The sequence below is a fragment of the Actinoplanes sp. NPDC023714 genome, from assembly GCF_040639855.1.
In the GTDB taxonomy this organism is placed as follows: Bacteria; Actinomycetota; Actinomycetes; order Mycobacteriales; family Micromonosporaceae; genus Actinoplanes.
Genome location: NZ_JBFAAR010000002.1, coordinates 1,264,383 through 1,281,199 on the forward strand (window position 1 = coordinate 1,264,383; position 16,817 = coordinate 1,281,199).

The window sequence follows — 16,817 nt, forward strand, 5'->3', positions numbered from 1 at the left end:
CTCCCCTCAGGGTGCGGCTGATTCAGCGGTGGCTTTCCGCTTCGTCGTGGCCGGCTTGCGGCGGCGAGGCGAAGGTGCGGGCACGGCCGGGCGGGCGAAGGCGCGCAGGGTGACCAGCTCGGCGTGCAGGTCCTCGGCGATGGCCGCCGTCTCCGGCACCGAGGCGAAGTCGGTGGTGACGCCGAACGCGGCCTGCCCGGCATAGGTGAACGCGGCGACGCCGATGCGCAGCCGCTCCCCGATCGGCACGTAGGGCAGGATTTCCCGGACCGGCCGGCCGAGGATGTAGAGCTGCTCGTGTGGTCCGGGAACGTTGGTGGTTACCGCCGTGATCGCCTGATTGGGCAGTCGCAGCGCGCTTCGGACGATCATGGAGACGGCGGCGAACGGCTCCCGCTCGGCCAGCTCGACCAGGCCGGCCACGGCTTCCACCTCGTGGGCGGCGCGCAGGGCGAGGACGCGTTCGTGCACGGCACGCAGCCGCTGGACCGGATCGTCGACCTCGACGGGCAGCAGGACCAGCAGCGAGGCGAGCCGGTTGTCCAGCACGCCCTCCTGGTCGCGGGCGCGCATGCTGACCGGGACCAGGGTGCGCAGCGGGTGTTCGGCGGGGTCCTCGCCACGGGCCTGCAGCAGGCGGCGCAACGCCCCGGCGACCGCGGCGAGGTAGACGTCGTTGACGGTCACCTCGTGGGCACGGGCCGTGGTGACCAGGTCGGCGATCGGGATGCGGGTGACGGCGTAGCGGCGGGACCGGCCGACCGGCCCGCGCAACGAGGTGGGCACGGCCGGCACGAACGCCCCGGCCAGGGTGCCGAGGCCGCTCGCCAGCCGGCCGGCGGTCCCGGCGGCCGCCGCGTAGTCGCGTACCGCGCCGAGCACGACCCGGGCCTGGTCGAACGGCATCCGGACCAGCCGGCCGAGCGCGTCGAGGGTGAGATCCAGGGTGTCCGCGGCGCGGGCCGGCCGCCACTCGTCCGGAACGGGCGGCTGCGGCTCCGGGCTGGTGTCGCAGATCAGGCGGTAGAGCTCGTTGCCGGAGATGCCGTCCATCATGCAGTGGTGCACCTTGGACAACAGCGCCCAGCGGCCGCCCGGGAGCCCTTCGACGAGCCAGTCCTCCCACAGGGGATGCTCGCGGTCCAGGCGCTGGCTCATCACCCGGCCGATGAGGTTGGCCAGCTCGGTGTCGCCACCCGGCGCCGGCAGCGCGGTGCGGCGGAGATGGAAGTCGAGATCGAACTCCGGGTCGTCGACCCAGACCGGCCGGCCGAGGTTGAACGGGATCCGCCGCACCCTCTGCCGGTACCGCGGGACGAGTGGCAGGCGCCCCCTGATCGTCGCGGCGAACTCGTCCTGGCTCGGCGCGGGGCCGTCCAGCACCGCCACCGAGCAGATCGCGAGCGACGCGTGGGCGTCCTGATCCTCGGCGTCCAGGAAGGACGCGTCCAACGAGCTCAGATAATCCACGGCACACCTCTTCCGGTCACGGATGGTCACACCACTCTCACGGTCCCGGCTGATGGCGCCGCCCGGCAGGGCCGGACGTCCCGTCGGGACTGCCAATTCGTGGCACCATGGACTGGTCGGCTCACGGGTGGTGGCAGATGACGGTCAAGAAGGTGGCGCTGGTGCTCGGCGCCGGTGGGACACTGGGCGCGGCGTGGATGATCGGCGGGCTGGCCGCGTTGCAGGAGCGGCTCGGGCGACCGCTCGGCGAACTGGACACCATCGTGGGCACCAGCGCCGGCAGCATCCTGGCGGCCGCGTTGCGGCACGGATTCACACCCGGCGATCTGCTCGCTCATCAGCTCGGTCAGCCTCACCCCGCGGTGCCGGGGACGGACGAGTTCGAACGTGACTCCGGGTTCCTGCCCCCGCCCCCGCGGCTGCGCCTGGGCTCGGCGCGGATGCTCGCGACCGCCGCGCTGGCGCCGCACAGCGTGCACCCCCGGGTGCTGGCCTCGGCGGTGCTGCCGCAGGGCCGCTCCGAGCACGCGGCGCTCCGGCGATACGTCCAGGCGCTGGTGCGTGACGATCCGGGCCGGTGGCCCGTGCCGCATCGCACGTGGATCGTGGGCGTTGACTACGAGTCGGGCCGGCGGGTGGTCTTCGGCCGCGCCGGCAGCCCGGCGGTGTCGCTGCCCGACGCGGTGGTGGCGTCCTGCTCCATCCCCGGCTGGCACCAGCCGGCGGTGATCGGCGACCGCCGGTACGTCGACGGCGGCGTCCGCTCCGCGACCTCGGTCGATGTGCTGCACCGCGAGGAGCATGACGAGATCTACGTGCTGGCGCCGATGGCCAGTCATCGGCCGGACCGCCCGTGGCATCCGGCCGCGCGGGCCGAGCGGCTGGTGCGGCAGATCTTCACGGCTCAGCTGGATCGGGAGGTCCGCAAGGTGTCCCGCGCCGGGGCCCGGGTCACTGTCCTCACTCCCGGGCCGGAGGATCTCGCGGCGATCGGCCCGAACCTCATGGACGCCCGGCGGCGGCACGACGTGCTGCGGACCGCGCAGGCGAGCATGCCGGCGGCGCTGCGGGCGGCGGCGTGAGCGGCCGCACACCGTCGGCCCTCGGAGAGATCATACGGCGGCAGCGGGAACTGGCCGAGTTGCCGATGCGGCAGCTGGCGTCGATGGTCGGCATCTCGATCCCGTACCTGTCGCAGATCGAGCGTGGCCTGCGCGCACCGTCGGAGAAGGTGCTGCACGCGATCGCGGGGTCGTTGCGGACCACCGCCGACGCGCTGATGGCGGAAGCGGGGCCGGAGCAGGGCGGGGCGCCGACGGTTCTGCAAGCGATCGCCGCCGACCCGGATCTGACCGCGCGGCAGCGACAAGCGCTGGCCGAGGTGTACGCGTCGATGACCGAGGTGACGATCGCGCGGCGGCACCGCGAACGGCCCGGGGTATGAGCCCGGGCCGTCATCGCAGCGTCACCGCAGCAGTTGGCGCGCGGTTCTGACATAGGCCGCGCCGACGTCCTCGATGAGCCCGGCGCTCACGGTGAGCGCGTTCTTGGCCCACGGGTACGGCGTGATCTTCGCTGCGTCCTTCTCGAACGCCACGAAGCTCGCGACGCCGCGCTCGTAGACGTTCACGGCCAGACCGCCGATCTCACGGCCGATCCGCTCGGCGTGCTCGCGCCGCGCCGCAGCGGGCGGTGTCTTGGCCGCCTTGGCCGGTTCGGCCGGCTTGGCGGGCCGGTTGGTCGTGGTGGTCATCGCAACCTCCCTTCTCCGTCTCCACTTAGCACGTTAGCTGTTCATTGCTAAATCGAGCAGGGCCTTTGGACCTGCATCAGCTCACGGAGGGCGCGGGGCTTCCCGGGGATGGGCTGCCGGGCGGCGGGCTGCTGGGCGGCGGGCTGCTGGGCGGCGGGCTGCTCGGAGACGCGGTGGGCGACGGCGCCTCCGGAGAAGAGCTGGGACTGATGTCCGGCTCCGGCGACGTCACGGACGGCGACGGCGGCGCCTCCGGTGACCTGCTGATCGCCGGTGCGGGATGAAGCCGGGGCGGTTCCACCACACCCGTTCCGGGCGCCGACAACAGCGACAGCACCGCCAGAACCGCCGCGCCGAGACCGGCGATGACCACCCCGGCGGTCGTTCCCGCCAGCATCGCCCGGCGGTCGCGCTGCCACTCCGAGCGGCGTCGCGCGGCGAGCTCCGGCGGCAGCATGGCACGCTGCGCGGCGATGCTGTGGTAGGGCGCCGCGGCCAGACCCAGGGTGGGTACCACGAGCAATCCGGCCAGCAGCGGGCCGCTGAGGGTGTCCCAGCGGCTCAACGAGGCGACGATGGCCGCCAGGCCGAGTCCGGCCAGGGTGGTCTCCGCGGCGTTGGCCCGCAACGCCTTGCCGAACGTCTCGTACTCCCCCGTCTTCGGGGTGCGCAGAAACTCGGCCCGGCGGGCGAACAGGCCTTGCACGGATGCGCGGGCCACCACGACCGCGGTGGACTGCCAGACGAGGAAGGCGCCGATGGCGTCACGCCAGGTGGCGCCGGTCTCGTGCCGCAGCAGCGCCACCGCCCGCAGCAGGCCCAGCAGGATCAGCACCGGCACGGTCGCTACCACGAAGACGGTGAGCCGGCGGAACAACTGGTCGCCGCCGAGGGCGAGGTTGACCGCACCGGCCAGCAGGAAGCCGAAGAAGACCAGCCCCAGCAGGTCGCCGTACCATTGCAGGGCACCGGACAGATAGGCCCAGCGCTGTCCGGGTGTCAGCCGGTTGTGGGCGGTCCGCGGCCCGGGCAGCAGCGACCGGATGTGCATCCGCATGATCTGGATGCCCCCGAAGCACCAGCGGTAGCGCTGGCTCTTGAGCGCCTCGAAGGTCAGCGGCATCACGCCACGGCCCATGGACGCGTCCACGTGCAGCCCGGACCAGCCGGCGCGCAGCAGCCGCAGCGACAGCTCGGCGTCCTCGGTGATGCACCACTCGTCCCAGCCGCCGACCTCGCGCAGCGCCGCCAGCCTGATCAGCCCCATCGTGCCGGCGAAGATGGCGCCATCGCGCTCGTTGCGCGACGGCTGCGACACCGCGAAGAAATATCGGTACGAGTAGTAGAGCCGGCGCAGGTAGGGCACGGTGTGCCAGGACCGGTAGTCCTGCGGCGCCTGGATGAACCCGATCGCCGGGTCGTCGAAGAGCGGCACGCACCGGCGCAGGAACTCCCGGTCGATGTGATAGTCGGAGTCGACCACCCCGATGAGCTCGGTCCTCGGGTCGATCAACTCACCGAACGCGTAGTTGAGGGCCCCGGACTTGTAACCGGGCCAGTCCGCGAGATGGATGAACTTCACCCGGTTCCGGCCGCACCAGGCCTGCACCGGCCGCCACAGCGCCTCGTCGGCGGTGTTGTCGTCGATGGCGATGAGCTCGTAGTTCGGGTAGTCGAGGTGCCTGATGTGCTCGAGCGTTTCGATGACCATGTCCGGGGGTTCGTTGTGCGCGGGAACGTGCAGGCTCACGAAGGGCAGGTCGGCGGCGGGCCGGCCGGCACTCAGCCGGGCCAGCTCCAGGGAACGGTCCACAGTGATGCGCCGGCGCCACTGTTCGGTGCCGAGGGCGTCGCACAGTTCCCACAGGTACGCCGCCGCCATCAGCGTGGCGACCAGTTCGAACAGGCACAGCAGCAGGCCCCCGGCGGTACCCCAGCGGCCGAGCCCGCTGTCCAGGGTCCATCGGGTAACGAACATCAGGTAGCCGGCGTACAGGAACGTGTTGGCGGCCCAGGCGACGTGGCCCCGGGCCGCCCAGCGGCGAGTGGCCGGCAGCCAGAGCAGACTCCACAGGACGAACAGGCCGGCGCTGTTCCTGGTCCAAGCCGGATCGGTGCCCAGCAGATGGAGCACCGCGATCATCGGGGCGGTCACGGCCACGGTCGCGGCCACGGCGTACAGCAGCCGCCGGACGGCCGGGCCGGCGCGCGGGCGCGGCGACAGGAACAACGCCAGCGTGGTCAGCGGCGCGGCGACGAGACCGGCCACCAGCACTGCCGCATACATCGAGACCACCTCCCGAACGGGTCTTCCGGCCCTGAACACCGCCACCGCGGCGGACGACGATGAAGGTCCTGGAGTGGACGGAGGCCCCGCCATGCGCGCACACATCGGCGACCGGATCGTCATCGAGTCACTGCACCTCGAGATCCCTCCACGGATCGGCGTCATCGTGGGTGTCGCACGCCCCGGCGGGCGCCCGCCCTACCAGGTACGGTGGCTGAGCAACGGACACGTCACCTTGATCATCCCTGGCCCGGACGCACGGATCGAACCGCTGCCACGGCCTCCGGAAGAGGCCGGATAGCGGTCAGGAAGACGACTCGGGCGGTTCGATGTCCGGAACGGACATCGGATGCCGTTCGTCGTCGCGCTGCGCCAGCCGGGACAGCGCCGCGCGGTACTGCGCCCGGGTGATGGAGCCGTCGACGAGTTGCCCCACCAGCACGCCCTCCAGCGTGGCCGGTGCGACCCTGCCGTCTACTGCTGGGATGCTCTCCTGCTCCGCCGGCCCGCCTTTCAGCACCGGCCATACGAGCAGGGCACCGGCGAGGATCAGACCGATCACGATGAGAACCACGTAGAGCATCGCAACCACCTCCGTCGATTCCAGCCTCGACCCGCAGCTCGTTTGATCGGCAGAGACGAAGGTCCCGGCCGGCCAGGACCTCAGAGCGCCGGGGTCCACTGCCGCACGACGCCGGCGATCTCCTTGACGATCACCGGCTGGAGCGCGGCCGGCAGATCGTGGCCCATTCCGGGGTAGACGACCAGCTTCGCGCCGGGAACGGCTTTGGCGGTGGCCCGTCCCCCGGAGAGCCGCACCAGCGGATCGGCGGCGCCGTGCACGACCAGGGCCGGCAGGCGCAGGCCGCGCAGACCGGGTCGCCGGTCCTGAGCCGAGACGATGGCGGACAACTGGCGGCGCACGCCGTTCGGGTCGTGGGCACGGTCGAAACTGTGCCGGGCCGCGTCGCGGATCCACTCCTCGTCATGCGGGTAGCCGGGCGAGCCGATGGCCCGGAACACTCGTACCATCTGCCGGGCGGCGGCCTCCCGGTCATGGACCGGGAGATTCGCCAGCGCGGCCATGGCCCGCGGGTGGGGCCGGCCGATGCGCGGTGACGGCGTGGAGGACAACGAGGTGAGGGTGCGGACCCGGCCGGGGTGCCGGATCGCCAGGGTTTGGGCGATCATGCCACCGAGCGACACCCCCACCACGTGCGCGTTCGGCCAGCCCAGATCGTCGAGAACCGCCACCGCGTCGTCGGCCATGTCGGCGAGGGTGTAACCGTTCCAGCGCCGGGTCAGGAAGACCAGGGGCGAGGGCAGGCCCAGCTCGGTCAGGTGCGTCGAAGCGCCGACGTCACGATTGTCGAAGCGGGCGACCCGGAAGCCGTGCTCGGTCAGCAGGTCACGGAACCGCGGCGGCCAGAAGACCATCTGCAGTCCCAGCCCCATGATCAGCAACAGGGGGATGCCGTCGTCCGGGCCTTCCACGTTCCAGGCGATCCGGATCCGTCCGCGTCGTGCCGTGCCGTCGGGCCTCATCGGTCACTCCTTGGCAGCGAACTGCCTGGTCAGGTCGACGAGCCTGTTGGTGTAGCCCCATTCGTTGTCGTACCAGCCGAAGACCTTCGCCAGCCGGTCCTGCGCCTGGGTCAGGCCCGCGTCGAAGACGCAGGATGCCGGATCGCCGACGATGTCGGCCGAGACCAGCGGCGCCTCGGTGTAGCGGATGATGCCGTGCATCGGCCGACCCGGGACGCTCTGGGCCGCGACGGCCTCGTTGATCTGCGCCGGCGTCACCGGAACCGTGAAACGCAGGGTGAGGTCGCTGATCGAGCCGTCGACGACCGGGACGCGCAACGCCACACCGTCGAGGCGGCCGGCGAGCTCGGGCAGTACCAGGCCCACCGCTTTGGCCGCCCCGGTGCTGGTCGGGATGATGTTGACACCCGCGGCGCGGGCCCGGCGCGGGTCCTTGTGCGGCGCGTCCAGCACGTTCTGGTCGTTGGTGTAGGCGTGCACCGTCGTCAGGTAACCGCTGTCGACGCCGAAGGCCTCGTGCAGCACCTTCAGCAGCGGAGCCACGCAGTTGGTCGTGCACGACGCGGCGGAGATGATCTGGTGCCGGGCCGGCTCGTAGCTGTCACTGTTGACGCCGGGCACCAGGGTGGCGTCGACGTCCTTGCCGGGGGCGGAGATGAGCACACGCGCCGCGCCGGCCTTGAGGTGCAGGGCCGCGTCGTCGCGCCGGCGCAGCTTGCCCGTCGCCTCGATCACCAGGTCCACGCCGAGTTCCCCCCAGGGCAGCGTGTCGGGATTGCGCTGGGCGAACACCGGGATGCTGTGCCAGCCGACATTGAGGGTGTCATCGGCGTACCCCACCGGGAGGTCGAGGCGGCCGAAGGTGGAGTCGTACTCCAGCAGATGCGCGAGGGTGGCGGTGTCGTACAGGTCGTTGATCGCGACCACCTGCAGCTTCTGGTTGGCCATGTCCTTGGCCAGTATCCGGCGCAGGTAGTTGCGGCCGATCCGGCCGAAGCCGTTGATCGCCACGCGGTAGGTCATGGTTCCTCCCATCCTTGTCCCTTCAGCCTCACCTGCACGACTGGGCGCCGGACAGGGTCAAACGGCCCTACGGACATGCCCCGATGCGGGACCGGCGGCCCTGTCGGCTGACCGGCGATCGCGGCCCAATGGAGGAGAGGGAGGAGGAGCCATGAACGCCAACACCAACCACGTGATCGTCGTCGGCGTGGACGGCTCGGAGGGCGGGCGACGGGCTCTGCTGTGGGCGGTCGAGGAGGCCCGTCTGCGCGACAGCGCCGTCCAGGCGGTTCTGGCATGGTCCTGGGACGGCATGGAGTTCAGCCCGATCTCCGCCATGTCCGCGGAGGAGGAGCGCCGGCACGCCGCAGAGCTTCTGGATCAGCAGATCGCCGCCGTGCGTGAGCGACTCGACGCGCCGCCGCCCGTCGCCGCCGAACTGGTCGAGGGCCGCCCTGCCGACGCTCTGGCCGCCGCGGCGCACCCGGCCGATCTGCTGGTGCTGGGCAGTCACGGGCACAGCCGGATCCGGCATACCGTGCTGGGCTCGGTGAGCGCGGACTGTGTGCGCAAGGCGACCTGCCCGGTGGTCGTCATCCCGGTGCCGGCCGACCACGACGTACCGATCTCCGCCCTGCCGGTCGACCGGCCTCGTCCGCGCCCTACGAGTTGACCATGTCCACCACCACCCGCACCCGCGCCGTGCACCGGGGAACGCCGGCGGGGTCCGCGGCGCCGACGCGTGCGCTGGTGTCGACGGCACCGGCACAGATCCGCGCTGGGGTGCCGGAGCACAGCGGCAGAGGCTGCTGTGTCGGCACCACCTCACCGGGCCGGCTGGTGGATGCGCTCGCGATCTGAGAGGTGCGGCGATGAACCGTCTAGCGGCCGGGCCCGGCCTGACCAGCGCCGAAGCCGCCGTACGACTGGCCGGGGACGGCCCGAACGTGGTGGCCGCTCCCCCACGCCGTGGCGTGGCCGGCCGGGTGACCCGTCAACTGGCCGATCCAATGATCGTGCTGCTGCTGGCCGGGGCGGTGGTGACGGCGGCGCTCGGCGACCTGCCGGACACGGTGATCATTCTGCTGGTGGTGTCGGTCAACACGGTGATCGGTGTGGTCCAGGAAGTGCGCGCGGACCGTGCCATCGCCGCCCTGAATCAGATGGCGGCGCCGGTGGCGCGGGTCCTGCGCGACGGCCGTGACCAGCTGGTCCCGGCCGCGGAGCTGGTGCGCGGCGACTACGTGCGGCTCGAGGCGGGCGACGTCGTCCCCGCGGATCTGCGACTGGCCGAGACGCAGCAGGCGGCGTTCGACGAGTCGTCGCTGACCGGCGAATCCGTCGCGGTCCACCGCTCGGTCGCCGAGACCGCCGGTGCCGGCACGGTGCTGGTCGCCGGGCGGGCTGCCGGGACCGTGCTGCGCACCGGGACCGCCAGCGCGCTCGGCCGGATCTCCGAGCTGGTGGCGCGCACCCGGCCCGGGCCGACCCCGCTGCAGCGGCGCATCGCGGCACTGGGCCGGATCCTCGGCGTGAGCGCGGTCCTGGTGTCGGCCCTGGTCTTCGCCCTGGGTCTGCTCGCCGGGCAGCCCCTCGTCCGCATGGCGATCACCGCGGTGAGCCTGGTCGTCGCGGCGGTACCGGAAAGCCTCCCGGCCGTGGTGACCCTCGCCCTGGCGCTGGGCGCCCGCCGGATGGCCCGCACCAAGGCCATCCCCCGCCGGCTGCACGCGGTGGAGACCCTCGGGTCGGTCACCGTGATCGCCTCGGACAAGACCGGCACCCTCACCGAGAATCGGATGACCGTGCAACAGGCGGTCACCCCCGACGGCGCCCGCTACACGGTGACCGGGTCCGGATACGACCCCGCCGGTGAGGTGTGCCGTGCCGGTGGTGGCGTGACCGGGGCCGAGCTGCGCGAACTCGCCCGCGGCGGCGCGCTGTGCAACGACGCGAGCCTACTGGCCCCGGACGGCGACCGGGCCGGCTGGGCGGCCGCCGGTGATCCGATGGAGGCCGCCCTGCTCACCTTCGCCGCCCGGTGCGGCCTGGATGCCGACGCCGAACGGGCCGCCGCCGCCCGCGTCGCGGAGCGCCCCTTCGATCAGGCCGGCCGCCGGATGCACACCGTGCACCGGCTGCCGTCCGGCGAGCATCTGGTGGTCTGCAAGGGCGCTCCGGAAAGTCTGCTCGACCCGGTGACGGACGCCGCGCTGCTGGCCGCCGCGACCGACCTGGCCGCCGACGGGCTGCGGGTGCTCGCGACCGCGACCGCGACCGTGCCGGGCCTGCCGGACCTGGACGCTCTGCCGGCGTTGCGCCCCGCCGGGCTGGTGGGTATCGGCGACCCCCTGCGGGACACCGCCGCGGACACCGCCGCGGCGTTCGAGCGGTGCGGCGTACGCCTGGTCCTGATCACGGGTGACCACCCGCGGACCGCCACCGCCATCGGACGAGAGCTCGGCATCCTGAGCGCCGGCGCGATGGCGCCGGAGGGCCGGGTGTGGGCGCGCGTGCAGCCGGAGCAGAAGCTCGACATCATCGCGGACCTGCAGCAGCGCGGCGAGGTGGTCGCCATGACCGGTGACGGCGTCAACGACGCGCCGGCGCTGCGGCGCGCCGACATCGGCGTCGCCATGGGCAGCGGCACCGAGGTCGCCCGTCAGGCCGCCGAACTGGTGCTGGTCGACGACAACCTCGGTACGGTGGCGGCCGCGATCGGTGAGGGCCGCCGGGTGTACGACAACATCCGCCGGTTCCTGCGGTACGCGCTCTCCGGCGGGCTGGCCGAACTGGTCGTGATGCTGGCCGGTCCGCTGCTGGGCATGCCGCTGGCGCTGCTGCCCGCACAGCTGCTCTGGATCAACCTGCTCACCCACGGCGTGCCCGGCGTCGCGATCGGCGCCGAACCGGCCGAATCCGATGTGCTCGACCGCCCCCCGCGCTCCCCGCAGGAGTCCGTGCTCGGCGGTGGCCTGCTGCGCAGCGTCATCACGGGTGCCGGTCTGCTCGCCGCGACCACCCTGGTCGCCGGCGTGGTGGCGCACCGGGCCGGCCTGCCGTGGCAGTCGGTGATGTTCCTGGTGCTCGGCCTGGCGCAGCTCGGCGTCGCCCTCGCGGTGCGAGCGGCGCCGGCGCCGGGCACTGCCCGCAACACGTCGCTGCTCGCCGCGGTGGCGCTGTGCGCACTGCTTCAGGTCGCCGGGGTGCTGTTCGGGCCGCTGCGGGCGCTGCTGGGCACCGAGCCGCTGACCGCCACGACGATGCTGGCCTGTGTCGGGGCCGCAACACTGCCCGGTCTGCTGCTGCGCCTGCGCCGGGCCGGCGGATCCGTTCGTGAGACACCGAGTAGGGAGGCCGAGTGATGATCACCAGAGGAATCCGTGTCCTGGATCCCACGACCGGCGCGCTGATCCGGGTGTGCCCCGGACCGTATCCGGCCGGAGGCTGCCCGCTGGCCGGACCGGACGGCGTCGTGCCGTGTGCCGGTTTCCTGGTCACCGTCGACAGCACCGGCAACCATCATTGGCCGTTGCGGATCCCGGCCGGCTACCGGCACTGTGACGTGCCCTGGAACGAGCGCGCCCGCGACTATCTGCGCACGGCGGAGACCTGCCGGCGGCGCTGGGATGCCGGGCTGTCCAAGGAGATCACCCGGGTGCGGACGCTGGCCGCCGCCCACGACCCTCGGTACCGCCGGATGAGTGACCACGAGATGCGCGCCACCGCACTGTGGCGGTGGCGGCTGTCGGCGGCGGGGCAGGCCCTGCGGCGTTCGGAGCAGAAGGCGCAAGAGAGGGCCGACACCTACCTGACGTTCCTGCGGTCCCGGCATGGCGACGATGTCCCGGTCCCGTGACGCCGAGGACCTCTGCCCGGTCAGCCGGCGAGGAAGACCGGGCAGAACGCCCGCACCGGCAGCACATGCGCCGCCGGGCCGAGCAGCGATCCGGAGATCATGCTGTGCCGGTGCCGGCCCACGACGACGGCGGCGGCCCGCTTCGATTCCTCGATCAGCGCATTCACCGGATCACCGGAGAGGATTCGGTGACGTACCGGCACGCCGTCCCGCGACTCCAGGCGCCGGGCCAGGTCCATCCGATCGCCCACGATGTGCAGCAGGGTGACGTCGCAGCCGCGGACCCGGGCTTCGGCGAGGGCGAAGTCCACCGCGGCTTGCGAGGGCGTCGAGCCGTCGACGGCCGCGACGAGGGGCCGTGAGCCGAACTCCGGGCCGGCCGGCCAGCCGGGCATCCGGACCACCAGGACCGGACCGGGATGGGCGCGGCCGACCCGGTCGGCGACGCTGCGGCCGATCGCGCTGACCGTCGCGCCGTGCCGGTGCCCCACCACCACCAGGTCGGCGTCGGCTGCCTGAGCCAGCAGGATCTGCGCCGGATGGGCGCCGGTGGCGAGCCGGCTGCTCACCACGACCTGCGGGGCACTCGCGTGCACCCGGTCGGTGAGCCGTTCCAGCAGCTCGGCGCCGGCGTCACCGGCCCCGGTACGCCGGACCGTGACCAGCCGTATCCCCCACCCGTGCAGGTCGGCCTCGATGGCGGCATGATCGAGCGCGACGCAGCTGATCGCCGAATCGTCCACGCCGACCAGCACCGTTCCGCCGGTGGCGGCCAACGGCGACGGCCGGCGCCCGGCTTCCGGTCGTGCCATCACGACCGCGTACGGGTCCGGGTAGCCGGACGCGCCGAGGTATCGGTTGATCGCGGCACCGAAGCGGTTGTGGGGCTGCGCCCGTCCCCCGCCCCGGCGGGCGGTGGTCCCGATCCGGAACTGGTTGAGGTCATTCATGGCGGCCTCCCGCGATGCCTCTCCCTCTATGCCACCACCTCACCCGTGGCTGCGACAGTGCCGTTCGGCCCGCCCGCGCCCGCCGGCGGGCACAGCCGCACGGCGGCGACCCCGGGCACGGTACGGGCCAGCGCAGTGACCACGGCCCGCTGCTGCTCGTTGGGGAAGGTGCCGGTGACTGTGACGACGCCGGACTCCGCGGTCGCCGTCCACAGGTCACGGCGGCCGGCGTAGTCGTCCAGGCGGCGCTGCACGTCGGCGGTGACGGTGTCGTTGGTGCGGACCACGGCCTTGAGGATGTCGCGGCGGCTGATGATGCCGACCACGACGCCGCCCTCCTCCACCACCGGCAGGCTGCGCACGTCGTGGTCCAGCATCAGCTGCGCCACGTCGGCGATGTCGGCGCCGGGGCTGGTGGTCACCGGGAATTCGGACATCACCTCGAGCACGACGGCCGGGCGGTGCAGCGGCTCGGTGTCGGGGTGGCCGGTCTCATCGGTGTCGGGTTCGGCGGGAACCCGGTGCCACAGCAGGTCGCTCTCGCCGACCATGCCGGTCAGCCGGCCTGCCGCGTCCAGCACCGGCAGGGCGGTGATCGCGTGGGTGGTCATGAGGTCGGCCGCGCGCTCCACAGGGTCGTCGTGCATGACGACGCGGACGTTGGTGGTCATGATGTCACGGGCTCGCATGACTATTCCTTTCCCGGGGTTGGATGATGGCGGTGCCGCGCCCGGTACCACTCGTCGGCGGCCCAGACCAGCAGCGGGAACGGCGCGAGGAACAGCAGTTCGGCGATGCCGAGGCCGGTGGTGCCGAAGAGGGCCTGCAGCGGCGGCAGGTAGATCACGGCGGCGGCGAAGAGCAGTTCGAAGGCGATGCCGCCGAGCAGCAGCCGGTTGCTGAGCACGCCGATCGAGCGCAGTGACGCGTGGTCGGTGCGGGCGGCGAACGCGGTGCCGATCTGACAGGCGACGATGCCGGCGAAGGTCATCGTGGTGGCCCGCGCGTATCGGACGCCAGTGACGGCCTGCCCGGGTTGCCAGCCGGCGCGCCACAGCGTCCCGAAGAAGCCGGCCATGACCAGCACGGCAGAGGTGATCCCCAGGACCGCCCAGGCGCGCCACAGCAACCGCCGGTCGATCACACCGGCCTTCGGTGACCGTGGCGGCCGATCCATCAGGCCGGGCTCGGCGCGTTCGCGGCCGAGGGCGAGCGCCGGCAGCGTTTCGGTGCCCAAGTCGATCGCGAGGATCTGCAGCACGGTCAGCGGCAGGGGCACGGCCCCGCCGGACAGCGCGAAGATCAGGAACGGTACGACCTCCGGCACGGCGTGCGCGAAGATGTAGAGCACGAACTTGCGGACGTTGTCGTAGACGCGCCGGCCGGAGTCGATCGCCCGGACGATCGTCGCGAAGTTGTCGTCGGTGAGCACCATGGTGGCCGCCTCGCGGGCCACGTCGGTGCCGGAACGGCCCATCGCGACGCCGATGTCGGCCCGGCGCAAAGCCGGGGCGTCGTTGACGCCGTCGCCGGTCATCGCCACGATGTGGCCTTCCGAACGCAGCGCCTCGCAGATGCGCAGCTTGCCCTCCGGCGACGACCGGGCGAAGACGATCTCCTCGTGGCCGCCGAGCAGCCGGTCCAGTTCGGCGTCGCCCATCGCGTCCAGTTCGGCGCCGGTGACGACCCGCGGATCGGCGCCGCCGATCCCGACCTGGGCGGCGATCTCCGCGGCCGTCGGCCCGTAGTCGCCGGTGATGACGTGCACGATGATCCCGGCCCGGTGGGCGGCGGTGACCGCGGCCGGCACGGCCTCCCGCGGCGGATCCACCATCGCCACCAGGCCGAGCAGGGACAGGTCCTGCTCGGCAGCGCCGCGTCCGGTGGCCAGCAGGTGCGCGTCGGCGACGCGCCGCGCCACGGCGAGCACCCGCAGGCCGGTGGTGGCGTACCGGTCGACGGCGGCGCTCACCTCGGCGCGGGCCTCGTCGGTGAGGTCCACGAAGCGGCCGCCGGCATCCATGATCCGGGTGCACAGGCTCAGCACCGACTCGGGCGCGCCCTTGGTGAAGAGATGGCACCCCGCCACGGTGGACATCCGCTTGCTGCGCGGGTCGAAGGTGTACAGCGCGGTGCGGGCGGCGTCGCGGTCGGACTCGGGCACCGGTACGCCCAGGGTGGCCGCGAGGCGCAGCAGAGCGAGTTCGGTCGGGTCGCCGGTGCCGGCCAGGTGGGCGGTGGTGCAGGTGGCGGCCGCGGTGGCCAGTTCGTGGGCCCGGCCGTCGTGGACGGCGTCGCCGACCTCACGGTCACCGCCGGTCAGCCAGAGCCGGGTGACCCTCATCCGGTTCTCGGTCAGCGTACCGGTCTTGTCGGTGCAGATCACCGTCGTCGAGCCGAGCGTCTCCACGGCGGAGAGCCGCTTCACGACGGCGCCGGCACGCGCCAGCTCGCGTACGCCGGCGGCCAGCGCAAGGGTGATGGTGGGCAGCAGTCCCTCCGGGACGTTGGCCACGATCAGGCCGATCGAGAAGGTGATGGCGGCGGCCCAGCCGAGTCCGGCGAGCACCCCGATCGGCAGGAATGCGGCGCCGGCAGCGACCGCGACGGCGGCGATGATCCAGGTGGCTCTGCGGACCTGCCGCTCCAGCGGGCTGGGATCGGTGTGCCCCCGCTGGGACAGTGCGGCGATCCGGCCGATCTCGGTGCGCATGCCGGTGTGGGTGATCACCGCGCGGGCCTGTCCCGCCGTACAGGAGGTGCCGCTGAACACGAGCTCGCGGGCTTGCAGCAGCGGCCCGGGAACGACCTCGGTGTCGGGGGTCCGTACCACCGGCACGGATTCGCCGGTGAGGGCGGACAGATCGACCGCGACGCTGCCGTCGACCAGGCGCGCGTCGGCGCAGATCCGGTCGCCCTCGGCGATCTCGATGACATCACCCGGCACGAGGTCCCGGGCCGGCGCCTCGACGAGCACGCCGTCGCGCAGGACATGTGCGGACAACGGCAGGAAGGCGGCGAGCGCCTCGACAGCCCGTTCGGCCTGTCGTTCCTGGGCGAACGCGAAGGCGGCGTTGAGCAGGATCACCACGATCACCGCGGCGGCCAGGGCCGGGCTGTGGCCGGCCCAGGCGAGGACGGCCGCGACCATCAGCAGCACCGCGAGGGGCTGGGTGAACTGGGCGAGCAGTCGGCGTGGCCAGGTTCGGCCGTGTTTGCGGGACAGTTCGTTGGGTCCGTACACCGTGAGCCGGCGGGCCGCCTCCCGTGAGCGAAGCCCGTCCGGGGTGGAGCGCAGATGCCGGAAGAGTTCCGTGGGCGGCTGGCGTTCGTCGACTTCGGCCGGAGCCGTCATCGTCTGAGCCATAAGTTCAGCGTCGGCCCGGGACGGATGGCCCGGACAGGGCCGGACGTCCCGGCCGGCGGGGTCCACCGGCCGGGACGCTCTTGCGGTCACTTCTTCGTGACGGCGATCTGCCGTCCTTCCGGCTGCGGCTCGGTCAACGGCACCACGATCTCCAGGATTCCCTTGTCGTAGGTCGCGGTGATCGCGGTCTCGTCGGCGTTGGCCGGCAGCCGCACCGAGCGGTGCAGCATGCCGTACCGGAACTCGGTACGGCCGGCGCCGGACGTCTCCTCACGCCGCTCCGCGTTCACGGTCAACACCCCGTTCAGGGCGCTGACCTGCACGTCCTTCTCCGGGTCCAGGCCCGGCAGCTCGGCGCGCACCACGTACTCCTTGTCGGTGATCCGGTCCTCGACGCGGATCGCCGGCAGCGGACGCGGAAAGTCGACTTCCAGCCAGTCGCTCATGTCCCCGAACAGCCGGGGCAACAACGCGCTCATTCCGATCCTCCTTTCCGGCTCTCCTTCCATCGCATCGCGGCGGGACCGGATCGGTCAGGGCCGAACGGCCGTTGTTGCGGTGCACGCTCATCGACCGGCGAGCAC

Annotated in this window: 17 protein-coding genes; 7 read left to right on the forward strand and 10 right to left on the reverse strand. The window is 72.4% G+C overall.

Features of this window, described 5'->3' with window-relative positions; genetic code table 11:
* Window positions 1-6: 6 nt before the first annotated feature.
* Entirely contained in the window at window positions 7-1,470 is a 1,464-nt protein-coding gene (locus tag AB0G10_RS14015) for a wax ester/triacylglycerol synthase family O-acyltransferase (RefSeq protein ID WP_360919955.1), read from the reverse strand.
* 137 nt (window positions 1,471-1,607) lie between these two features.
* Between AB0G10_RS14015 and AB0G10_RS14020 the strand changes: the two genes are divergently transcribed.
* Together AB0G10_RS14020 and AB0G10_RS14025 are read left to right on the forward strand one after the other, a co-directional pair.
* Window positions 1,608-2,552, forward strand: a complete 945-nt coding sequence (locus tag AB0G10_RS14020) for a patatin-like phospholipase family protein (RefSeq protein WP_360919958.1) — start codon at window positions 1,608-1,610, stop codon at window positions 2,550-2,552.
* Window positions 2,549-2,914: a helix-turn-helix transcriptional regulator gene (locus AB0G10_RS14025; protein ID WP_360919961.1), complete on the forward strand. Its 366-nt coding sequence runs from the start codon at window positions 2,549-2,551 to the stop codon at window positions 2,912-2,914. Before AB0G10_RS14020 ends, AB0G10_RS14025 begins: the two co-directional genes overlap by 4 nt.
* A gap of 21 nt (window positions 2,915-2,935) precedes the next feature.
* Here AB0G10_RS14025 and AB0G10_RS14030 read toward each other — a convergent pair whose 3' ends face one another.
* Window positions 2,936-3,223 carry a hypothetical protein gene (locus AB0G10_RS14030; RefSeq protein ID WP_360919964.1) on the reverse strand — a complete coding sequence of 96 codons (288 nt, stop codon included), beginning with the start codon at window positions 3,221-3,223 and terminating at the stop codon, window positions 2,936-2,938.
* 76 nt (window positions 3,224-3,299) lie between these two features.
* Window positions 3,300-5,510, reverse strand: a complete 2,211-nt coding sequence (locus tag AB0G10_RS14035) for a glycosyltransferase family 2 protein (RefSeq protein ID WP_360919967.1) — start codon at window positions 5,508-5,510, stop codon at window positions 3,300-3,302.
* 91 nt (window positions 5,511-5,601) lie between these two features.
* On the opposite strand from AB0G10_RS14035, the gene AB0G10_RS14040 reads away from it, so the two are divergent.
* A complete protein-coding gene (locus tag AB0G10_RS14040) occupies window positions 5,602-5,811 on the forward strand; it encodes a DUF1918 domain-containing protein (RefSeq protein WP_360919970.1) in 210 nt (69 codons plus the stop codon).
* Between the two features lie 3 nt (window positions 5,812-5,814).
* On the opposite strand, the gene AB0G10_RS14045 is transcribed toward AB0G10_RS14040, so the two are convergent.
* The 3 genes from AB0G10_RS14045 to gap all read right to left on the reverse strand — a co-directional run bounded on the left by AB0G10_RS14045 (window position 5,815) and on the right by gap (window position 8,078).
* Window positions 5,815-6,093 carry a hypothetical protein gene (locus AB0G10_RS14045; protein ID WP_360919972.1) on the reverse strand — a complete coding sequence of 93 codons (279 nt, stop codon included), beginning with the start codon at window positions 6,091-6,093 and terminating at the stop codon, window positions 5,815-5,817.
* 80 nt (window positions 6,094-6,173) lie between these two features.
* Window positions 6,174-7,055 (reverse strand): alpha/beta hydrolase, encoded by an 882-nt coding sequence (locus AB0G10_RS14050; protein ID WP_360919974.1) that lies wholly within the window; start codon window positions 7,053-7,055, stop codon window positions 6,174-6,176.
* 3 nt (window positions 7,056-7,058) lie between these two features.
* Complete coding sequence (gene gap / locus AB0G10_RS14055) at window positions 7,059-8,078, reverse strand: type I glyceraldehyde-3-phosphate dehydrogenase (RefSeq protein WP_360919977.1); 1,020 nt, start codon at window positions 8,076-8,078, stop codon at window positions 7,059-7,061.
* Between the two features lie 151 nt (window positions 8,079-8,229).
* On the opposite strand from gap, the gene AB0G10_RS14060 reads away from it, so the two are divergent.
* From AB0G10_RS14060 to AB0G10_RS14075, 4 genes are read left to right on the forward strand one after another with little or no spacing between them, the layout of a single operon-like run.
* Window positions 8,230-8,730, forward strand: coding sequence for a universal stress protein (locus tag AB0G10_RS14060; protein WP_360919979.1), 501 nt, complete (start codon window positions 8,230-8,232; stop codon window positions 8,728-8,730).
* A gap of 2 nt (window positions 8,731-8,732) precedes the next feature.
* Window positions 8,733-8,918, forward strand: coding sequence for a hypothetical protein (locus tag AB0G10_RS14065; protein WP_360919982.1), 186 nt, complete (start codon window positions 8,733-8,735; stop codon window positions 8,916-8,918).
* A gap of 11 nt (window positions 8,919-8,929) precedes the next feature.
* The gene (locus tag AB0G10_RS14070; RefSeq protein WP_360919985.1) at window positions 8,930-11,422 is read left to right on the forward strand and encodes a cation-transporting P-type ATPase; all 2,493 of its coding nucleotides are present in this window, start codon (window positions 8,930-8,932) and stop codon (window positions 11,420-11,422) included.
* On the forward strand, window positions 11,422-11,916 hold the full coding sequence (locus AB0G10_RS14075; RefSeq protein WP_360919988.1) for a hypothetical protein: 495 nt from the start codon (window positions 11,422-11,424) through the stop codon (window positions 11,914-11,916). Before AB0G10_RS14070 ends, AB0G10_RS14075 begins: the two co-directional genes overlap by 1 nt.
* Window positions 11,917-11,936: 20 nt before the next feature.
* Here the strand turns inward: AB0G10_RS14075 and AB0G10_RS14080 are convergent, their stop codons facing one another.
* From AB0G10_RS14080 to AB0G10_RS14095, 4 genes are all read right to left on the reverse strand, one after another.
* The gene (locus tag AB0G10_RS14080) at window positions 11,937-12,866 is read right to left on the reverse strand and encodes a universal stress protein (protein WP_360919991.1); all 930 of its coding nucleotides are present in this window, start codon (window positions 12,864-12,866) and stop codon (window positions 11,937-11,939) included.
* A 26-nt stretch (window positions 12,867-12,892) separates the two neighbouring features.
* On the reverse strand, window positions 12,893-13,555 hold the full coding sequence (locus AB0G10_RS14085; protein WP_360919993.1) for a CBS domain-containing protein: 663 nt from the start codon (window positions 13,553-13,555) through the stop codon (window positions 12,893-12,895).
* A gap of 2 nt (window positions 13,556-13,557) precedes the next feature.
* Window positions 13,558-16,233, reverse strand: coding sequence for a cation-transporting P-type ATPase (locus AB0G10_RS14090; RefSeq protein WP_360919996.1), 2,676 nt, complete (start codon window positions 16,231-16,233; stop codon window positions 13,558-13,560).
* Window positions 16,234-16,319: 86 nt separating this feature from the next.
* Entirely contained in the window at window positions 16,320-16,712 is a 393-nt protein-coding gene (locus AB0G10_RS14095) for an Hsp20/alpha crystallin family protein (protein WP_360919999.1), read from the reverse strand.
* Window positions 16,713-16,817 lie beyond the last annotated feature (105 nt).

Excerpts from the sequence above, each read along its gene's own strand:
- AB0G10_RS14020 (WP_360919958.1), top strand. The coding sequence starts at position 1,608 with ATGACGGTCAAGAAGGTGGCGCTGGTGCTCGGCGCCGGTGGGACACTG.
- AB0G10_RS14030 (WP_360919964.1), bottom strand. The coding sequence starts at position 3,223 with ATGACCACCACGACCAACCGGCCCGCCAAGCCGGCCGAACCGGCCAAG.
- AB0G10_RS14035 (WP_360919967.1), bottom strand. The coding sequence starts at position 5,510 with ATGTATGCGGCAGTGCTGGTGGCCGGTCTCGTCGCCGCGCCGCTGACC.
- AB0G10_RS14040 (WP_360919970.1), top strand. The coding sequence starts at position 5,602 with ATGCGCGCACACATCGGCGACCGGATCGTCATCGAGTCACTGCACCTC.
- AB0G10_RS14045 (WP_360919972.1), bottom strand. The coding sequence starts at position 6,093 with ATGCTCTACGTGGTTCTCATCGTGATCGGTCTGATCCTCGCCGGTGCC.
- AB0G10_RS14050 (WP_360919974.1), bottom strand. The coding sequence starts at position 7,055 with ATGAGGCCCGACGGCACGGCACGACGCGGACGGATCCGGATCGCCTGG.
- gap (WP_360919977.1), bottom strand. The coding sequence starts at position 8,078 with ATGACCTACCGCGTGGCGATCAACGGCTTCGGCCGGATCGGCCGCAAC.
- AB0G10_RS14060 (WP_360919979.1), top strand. The coding sequence starts at position 8,230 with ATGAACGCCAACACCAACCACGTGATCGTCGTCGGCGTGGACGGCTCG.
- AB0G10_RS14065 (WP_360919982.1), top strand. The coding sequence starts at position 8,733 with ATGTCCACCACCACCCGCACCCGCGCCGTGCACCGGGGAACGCCGGCG.
- AB0G10_RS14070 (WP_360919985.1), top strand. The coding sequence starts at position 8,930 with ATGAACCGTCTAGCGGCCGGGCCCGGCCTGACCAGCGCCGAAGCCGCC.
- AB0G10_RS14075 (WP_360919988.1), top strand. The coding sequence starts at position 11,422 with ATGATCACCAGAGGAATCCGTGTCCTGGATCCCACGACCGGCGCGCTG.
- AB0G10_RS14080 (WP_360919991.1), bottom strand. The coding sequence starts at position 12,866 with ATGAATGACCTCAACCAGTTCCGGATCGGGACCACCGCCCGCCGGGGC.
- AB0G10_RS14085 (WP_360919993.1), bottom strand. The coding sequence starts at position 13,555 with ATGCGAGCCCGTGACATCATGACCACCAACGTCCGCGTCGTCATGCAC.
- AB0G10_RS14090 (WP_360919996.1), bottom strand. The coding sequence starts at position 16,233 with ATGGCTCAGACGATGACGGCTCCGGCCGAAGTCGACGAACGCCAGCCG.
- AB0G10_RS14095 (WP_360919999.1), bottom strand. The coding sequence starts at position 16,712 with ATGAGCGCGTTGTTGCCCCGGCTGTTCGGGGACATGAGCGACTGGCTG.